Annotated in this window: 5 protein-coding genes; all 5 read left to right on the top strand. The window is 70.3% G+C overall.

Annotation, left to right across the window (positions count from 1 at the left end):
• Positions 1–1,458: acylphosphatase (locus ELR45_RS00660; protein ID WP_205855627.1), on the top strand; the 1,458-nt coding region annotated here is incomplete at its 5' end.
• Positions 1,459–1,465: 7 nt separating this feature from the next.
• Entirely contained in the window at positions 1,466–2,431 is a 966-nt protein-coding gene (locus ELR45_RS00665; protein WP_129662621.1) for a hypothetical protein, read from the top strand.
• 237 nt (positions 2,432–2,668) lie between these two features.
• Positions 2,669–4,975, top strand: a complete 2,307-nt coding sequence (locus ELR45_RS00670; RefSeq protein WP_205855628.1) for an acylphosphatase — start codon at positions 2,669–2,671, stop codon at positions 4,973–4,975.
• Positions 4,972–6,048, top strand: coding sequence for a hypothetical protein (locus ELR45_RS00675; RefSeq protein ID WP_129662624.1), 1,077 nt, complete (start codon positions 4,972–4,974; stop codon positions 6,046–6,048). Before ELR45_RS00670 ends, ELR45_RS00675 begins: the two co-directional genes overlap by 4 nt.
• 63 nt (positions 6,049–6,111) lie before the next feature.
• A partial coding sequence (locus tag ELR45_RS00680; protein WP_165367336.1) for an enolase-like domain-containing protein occupies positions 6,112–7,113 on the top strand: 1,002 nt, incomplete at its 3' end.

Raw genomic sequence — 7,113 nt, forward strand, 5'->3', positions numbered from 1 at the left:
CAGGACGGCACCTTCTCGGCACCGACAGGTCCTGGGCTCGGAGGCCACCTCGTGCTGGTCCCAGCCGTGGAATTTCTGACCCGGCACCTTGACGGCCCCGGCACGCCGGCGCGTCCGATCACCTACGAGGGCCGCGCGGCGAACTCCTACGATGTCGAGCCACTGCTGCCGTTCGCGGCCCCGAGCGGCGAGATCAAGTTCGCCAGTCCCCTGATCGAGCGGGCCGCCCTGTGCCACGGTCTCAACACGGTCCGTCTCTCCCGCATGACCCTCCTCGTCGACCATCCCGACCTTGGCTCGCCACTGTGCTTCACGCCGAGCAAGTCCGCCTGGACCGGCGTGCCGAGTCACCGGCTCAGCATCGACAAGGAGCTGACCCGGGGCATGCTCGCTGACGCCGACGTGCCGGTACCGCAGGGACGCGCGTTCCAGCCCGGCCAGGTCGAGGAGGCCGTCCGGTACGCTTCCTCGCTCGGCACCCCGGCCGTCGTCAAGCCCCGTAACGGGATTCACGGAACGGGCGTCTCCACCGACCTGCGCACTGAGGCCGACGTCCGTGCCGCCATCGCGAACCTGGACACCACCGCGTTCGGCGATCGGCCGTTCATCGTCGAGACGTACATCCCCGGAGACGACTACCGGTTGCTCGTCGTCGGCGACCGCGTCGTCTCGGTCGTGCTGAAGAAGCCCGCCTCCGTGGTCGGCGACGGCGCGTCGACGGTCGCGGAGCTGGTGCTGGAGAAGAACCGCTGGCGGCTGGAGAACCCGCACACCCGCGGCTGCCTGCTCGCGTTCAACGATGAGGCTCAGTCCTGGCTGGGCCGACAGGCGCTGACCCCGCAGAGCGTGCCCGCGGACGGCCAGGCCGTGCGGCTGGGCAGCGCGGGGAACATCGCGGCCGGCGGCGACAGCATCGAGGTCCTCGACGAGACCCATCCCAGCCTGCTCGATCTAGCCGTGCGTGCCGTGCACGCCATACCCGGCCTCGATCACGCCGGCATCGACCTCATGGGCGACCACCACAGCGGCGCCGACGGACACCCGGCCGCGGTCATCGAAGTCAACGGCAACCCGGCGACCAGCTTCAACCACTTCCCGTTGGCCGGCACTCCTCGGGATGTCTCCACTGACCTCGTCCTGCGCAGCTGCACGTTGGCCGGATTCGACCCCGGTGGGCCCAGGCAGCGGCTCTCGGTGCGGATCGCTGTCGAGGGCCGGGTGCACAACGTCGGCTACCGCCAATGGTTCGCGCGCCGCGCGGAGACCCGGAACGTGAGCGGCTGGATCCGGAATCTGCCGGAGGGCGGCGTCGAGGCGGAGATAGCCGGGCCCGCCGGGGACGTCTGGGTGCTCGCCAGCAGCGCCGCCATCGGCCCTCAACGTGCCAGCGTGACGCGGGTGACCACCACGCACATCCCGGAGCAGCACAGTCCAGGACAATTCGAGATCCGCAAGTGAGCCACATATGAACGACATGTCTGAGAGCACGGCCGGCATCGAGCAGTTCATCGCCGACAACGTCCCCCGGCCCGCCCGCCTGACCTCCGCAGTCCTGGAGTTCGCCGCGATCCAGCGGGGCCTGGTGAGCCGGCGGCTGAACCGCAACATCCTGCTGGTGGACCTGCCCTCCGGCGACAAGATACCGTTCCGCGGCCTCAACGGCCCGGACAGCAGCGAGCCCGGGCAACAGATGTGCAGCTGGCCGGACGCGATGCGCGGCCTGTTGCAGACACGCGGTCTGCCGGTAGCGCCGTACTCGACGTTCGAGCCCACCCAGCGCAAACGGGCGTCCCGTTACGCGGAACGCATCGGGACGCCGGTGACGATCACGCCGGCCCGACGTGCCCCGGGGCCAGGCTCGACGGCGGCCGTAACGGGGTCATCGCAGTTCCGATCCGCCTGGCGGCGTGCCACGGACGCCTACGAGCGCAACTCCGGTGGACCGGTGCTGGTCGAACAGCATGTCCCCGGGCGGCGGTTCCACGTCCTCGTCGTCGACGATCGTGTCGTGGCAGTCACCTGGGTCGACGGCGCGGAGCACATCGGCATGCCCGTGCTCAGCCGTGACGACCCGACCCGCCCGGCCAGCGGGCGGCTCGTCGACGTCACCGAGCGGACACATCCGCGTCTGCAGCGCCTCGCGATCGACGCAGTGGCTGCCCTGCCCGGCCTGGCGTACGCCGGAGTCGACATCTTCGCGCCGGACATCGACGACGCGGCCGGGCAAGCCGTCGTCGCACACGTGGACGGCGCACCGCCACCACTGGCCATGTTCCCGACGGATGGTCCGGCTCGTGACATCGCGGGGGCCATCCTCGAGCACTACGTACGCAGTCCGCGGTGGAAAGCGGCCAGGGACACGGCGCACGTCCCGCCGCAGTCCACGGGGCAGCAGTCGAGCGGTTCGGCGGTCGAGCCCCTGCTCACGTGAGAGATAGCGCATGTCCGGCATGGGTATCGTGATCGAATGCTAGGCAGAAAGACAGCGGTAACGCGCGCCTCAGCAGTGCAGTTCCGGGTCCCCTCATCGCGTCGGCCCGGTAGCAGAGCACCGTACGTGCACAACACGATCGTCCGGCTGGACGCTCACGACGGTCGCCGTGACCTCCGGTCCATCGGTGAGTCGATGCCGTACCGCCTTCGTTGCGCCTCTGACACATCGGCGCCCGTGCAGAGCCTGGCGCGCTCCGCACTCGATGAGCTCGAAGGTGCCACCATCCGCCGCCGGCCCGCCCATGCCCTCACCGACGTCCGGGAGATCCTTGACCGGCTCGCCACGTTAGCTGCCGGCTCGTCCGATCCGACCGGCTCGGAACCCCCGTACACCGGAGTGCTGGCCGGTATCGACACCGCTCTGCTGGACCTGGCGGCACGGGCCGCCGATACCTCCATGGCGGCGCTGCTCGGTGGGCGCAGACGCCCGCTCGTGGTCTGTACGTCCGTGACTCACGTCGGCCGGGAGACAGCACTCGAGGTGACATCGCGCGTCGCCACGGTCACAGGTCACGCAGCGCCGACCCTGTTGTGTTTCGGCGAGTGGATCGGGCTGACCGGTGTCGCCAAGCTGATCGAACAGCTCGCGCAGCAGGTAGCCGCCGGCGCGCTGCCGCCCCACCTGGTTCTGCATGTGCCGGTCGACGCCGACCGCTCCGAGCTCAGCGAAGCGCAGCAACACGCCGACCGGCTGGTACCGCCGGCCGATGCGGGTCCGGGGATAGTCCTGATGCCGGACGCCGGCTGCACCGCCGATGCCCGCGACGTCGCCGACCGCGGCGTCCGTGCGGTCAACGTGAACCCGTTCCAGCTCGGTGGTGCACTATCGGCACTCGACGTGGCCGCAGCGCTCGGCGACGCGGCAAGCCGGCCGCGGATCGGCCTCGTTCCGCCCCGGTTCCTCTCGGACGTCGGCCTTCGTGCCACGGCCGAGCTCGCGGCCGCGCTACCCCACGTGGACTACTTCTCGCTCCCGGCGCCCGAAACCGGACAGGTACAGCTGGAGCCGGGCATCGAGCACGACAGACAGGGGCGGCTGCTGCCCGGCGGCGAGCCCGGGATCGGCGGCCATCCCGTACTCGCGCCGGCTGTCCAGCACCTCACCGGGCAGGTCGCAAGCTCGTCTGCGCGGTCCCGCCCTCCGACCTACGACGGTCTGCCGCTGAACGGGTTCGACATCGCCACCATCGCTCCGTTCTTCTCCGCCCGTGGCGTACTGATCTCGGCCAGTGCCCTGTTGGAACGCGCCGCACTGGTCCGCGGCCTCGACATCACCCGGTTCTCTCGCGGCCTGTTCTTCGCCGACCATCCGGCGCTGGACGCACCTGTGGTGTTCACCCCCAACAACACCGCCTGGTCCGCCGTGCCGCCGTACCGGTTGACCTCGGACAAGGATCTGACCCGCAAGATCTTGCTGGACAGCGGCGTGCCCGCTCCGCGTGGGGCGGCGTTCGACCACGACCAGGTCGAGCACGCCACCGCCTTCGCCGCTTCGCTCGGCACCCCCGTCGTGGTCAAGCCGAGAAAGGCCAGCCACGGCGAAGGGGTCTCTACCGACCTGCGTTCCGAGGCACACGTCCGGCACGCGATCGACTCTCTGGCGGCGTCCGGCTTCGGCGACCGTCCGTTCGTCGTCGAGGAGCACATCCCCGGCAACGACTACCGGTTCCTGGTCGTCGGCGACCGAGTGGTCTCCGTGGTCCTCAAACGCCCGGCTTCGGTGACCGGCGACGGCCGTTCCACCGTGGCCGATCTGGTACTGGAGAAGAACCGCTGGCGGTTGCGGAACCCACACACCCGCGGCTGCCCGCTCGCGTTCGGACCCGACACCATGGCCTGGCTCGCCCGCCATGAGCTGACGACGCAGAGCGTCCCGGCGGCCGGCCGGACCGTCCGGCTGGGCAGCGCCGGCAACATCGCGACCGGTGGAGAGAGTATCGAGGTGCTCGACCAGACCCATGCCAGCCTGCTGGATCTGGCCGTCCGAGCCGTCCATGTCTTCCCTGGGCTCGACCATGCGGGCATCGATCTGATGGGTGATCACCGGCTCGGCGTCGACGGGCACCCCACAGCGATCCTCGAGATCAACTCGATGCCCGCCACCAGCCTCAACCACTTCCCGCTGTTCGGCACACCTCGGGATGTGTCGAGCGACATCGTGCTTCGGGCCTGCGCCCTCGCGGGGTTCCACCCGGACCGCCCGCGCGACGAGCTGTCCGTACGCATGCTCGTGCGGGGCCGGGTCCAGCACGCGGAGTATCTGCGGTGGTTCGCCCGGCTGGCCGAGGAGCGCGATGTGGCCGGCCGTATCCGGCAGCTGCCCTCCGGCGGCGTCGAGGCGGTCATCTCGGGCCCAGCCCTGGACATCTGGGTACTGGTGAACTGCGCGATCGCCGGGCCACCACGCGCGCTGGTGAACCAGGTGTCGACGACGCACATCGACAGCGTCCGGCCAGTCGATCGATTCGAGGTGCACACGTGAGCACACCGAGCCTGCAGCAGTTCGTGTTCGACAACGTCCCTGGCCGATGCTCGCTGGCGTCGGCCACGATCGAACACGCGCTGCGTGTCCGCGGCCACGATGTCGACCGATACAACAAGACCATCGTCATGGTGCGGCTCGGTCCGGAGCTGATCGGCTTCGAGAACCTCAGCGGAACGGACTCCAGCCTGGTCGCGCGGTCGGTGCGCACGTACCAGGATGCCCTGCACGCGTTGCTCACCCGCGGCGGCGTGCCGACTCCCCGGTCGTCGACGTTCGCCTCCGACCAGCAACGCCTGGGGCTGGTCTTCGCGACCGAGGAGATCGGGTGGCCGGTGACGATCCGCCCGGCACGGATGGCCTACGGGAAGGGAGTCACCGCAGGGGTGGCCGGAGCCGCCGACTTCAGCGCCGCCTGGGCCAGAGCTGTCGAGGCTTATGACCGGCCATCTCACCGGCCACCTCACCGACCGACTCCCCGGCGATCGGTCCTGGTCGAGCAGACCGTGGCGGGTGAACGGTTGCATGCCTTCGTCGTGGGCGACCGGGTCGTCTCCGTGACGCATCTGACGCCGGCGCACGTCGTCGGTGACGGCACGTCGAGCGTCGCCGACCTGGTCGAGCGCAAGAACGCCGAGCGAGCCCGCAACCCGGTGCTGTGTCACCACCCGATTCCCGGTGCCGGCGACCGGCTGGATGTGCCGGCGGCCGGGGTACGGGTGGAGCTCGGCACCAGTGACGAGATCGTCGCCGGTGGCGATCTCGTCGACGCCACCGATCGGACGCCACCGGCCACCGCGGCGCTCGCGGTGCAGGCAGCCACGTCCATGCCCGGCATGGCACACGGAGCCGTGGACATCGTCGTGACCGGCACCGGGCCCGTCGTGACCCGCATCCACGGCGCACCACCACCGCTCGCATGCTTCCCGTCCGAGGGGATCCCGCGAGATGTCGCCGGAGCCGTCGTCGACTACTACACAGCCGCCCCGCGTTGGAAGGCGACCCGGAGCCTTCGTCACGGGTCAGCGCCCGACGACGAGCACCGGATCGAGCCGCTCTTCCAGGGCGTATAGCCGCCGCCGGCGGATCGCTGCAAAGCGGTAGGCGAATCCACACCCCGGCGGTAAGGTATCGACGTGCTCAGTACCGTCACGGTCGCACAGGCCACCGCGCTCGAGTTCCGCGTCCCATCGTCCCGAGGCGCCCGCTCCGACGGCTCCTACGCCCACAACGTCATCATCCGGCTTCGGGCCACCAGGGCTGGGGACTCACTGGAGGGCGTCGGCGAGGCCGCGCCACGCACCAGGATCGTCACCGGCGACACGCCCCGCGGGTCATGGCGCTTCCTCGACGCCGCGCTTCGGGAGCTGCGCGGCACCACCATCACGCCCGGGGTGGCGACGGCGCGCGCGGAGATCGGCAAGCTGATGGCCGATCTCGGGCTGCTCGCCGAGCGCACGCTGCGCACGACAGTGCCCGGAGCGCCCTACCGGGGTACTCTCGCCGGCGTCGAGTGCGCGCTACTTGACCTCGTCGGCAGATCCGGTAGTGCGCCACTGGCCGAGGTCCTCGGCGGCGCCCGCCGTCCGGTGCCCGTGGCTCAGGTGATCAGCGCCGCTCGCGGTGCCTCCCACGTCGAGCAGCGGGCTGCGCGTGACTCCGGCCAGGCAGTGATCAAGCTGACCGACATCAGTGATCATCGAGAGGCGCTCGACGTGGCGCTGGCAGCCGCTTCCGCCGCCGGTCGGCTCGCGCCGATCTGGCTCGAGCTGACCAGTGATCTGCCGCTGTCCGACGCGATCACTCTGGTCGAGTCGCTGTCCAGCCGAGTCGATCGGGGCGAGCTCCCAGCGCACCTCGTCCTGCAGCCGGCGAGCACGGGTGATCTCACGGGTCTGGTGAGACTGCAGGCTGCTGCGGATCGCCTGGTACCGACGACGCCCGAGGGCCCGGGCGTCGTCGTCATGGCGAGCCCTGCCTCGATCGACGACGCCCACGCAGCCGTCGACGGAGGCCTGCGCGGCATCGTTCTGGACCCGGCACGGCTCGGCGGTTACCTGTGCGCCCTCGACGTCGGCCAATGGCTGGAGCAGCGTGACGGTGACGTGCGCGTCGCGGTCTCCACGGTCCCGCACGTC

This window comes from Phytoactinopolyspora endophytica, from assembly GCF_004138495.1.
GTDB classification, from domain to species: domain Bacteria; phylum Actinomycetota; class Actinomycetes; order Jiangellales; family Jiangellaceae; genus Phytoactinopolyspora; species Phytoactinopolyspora endophytica.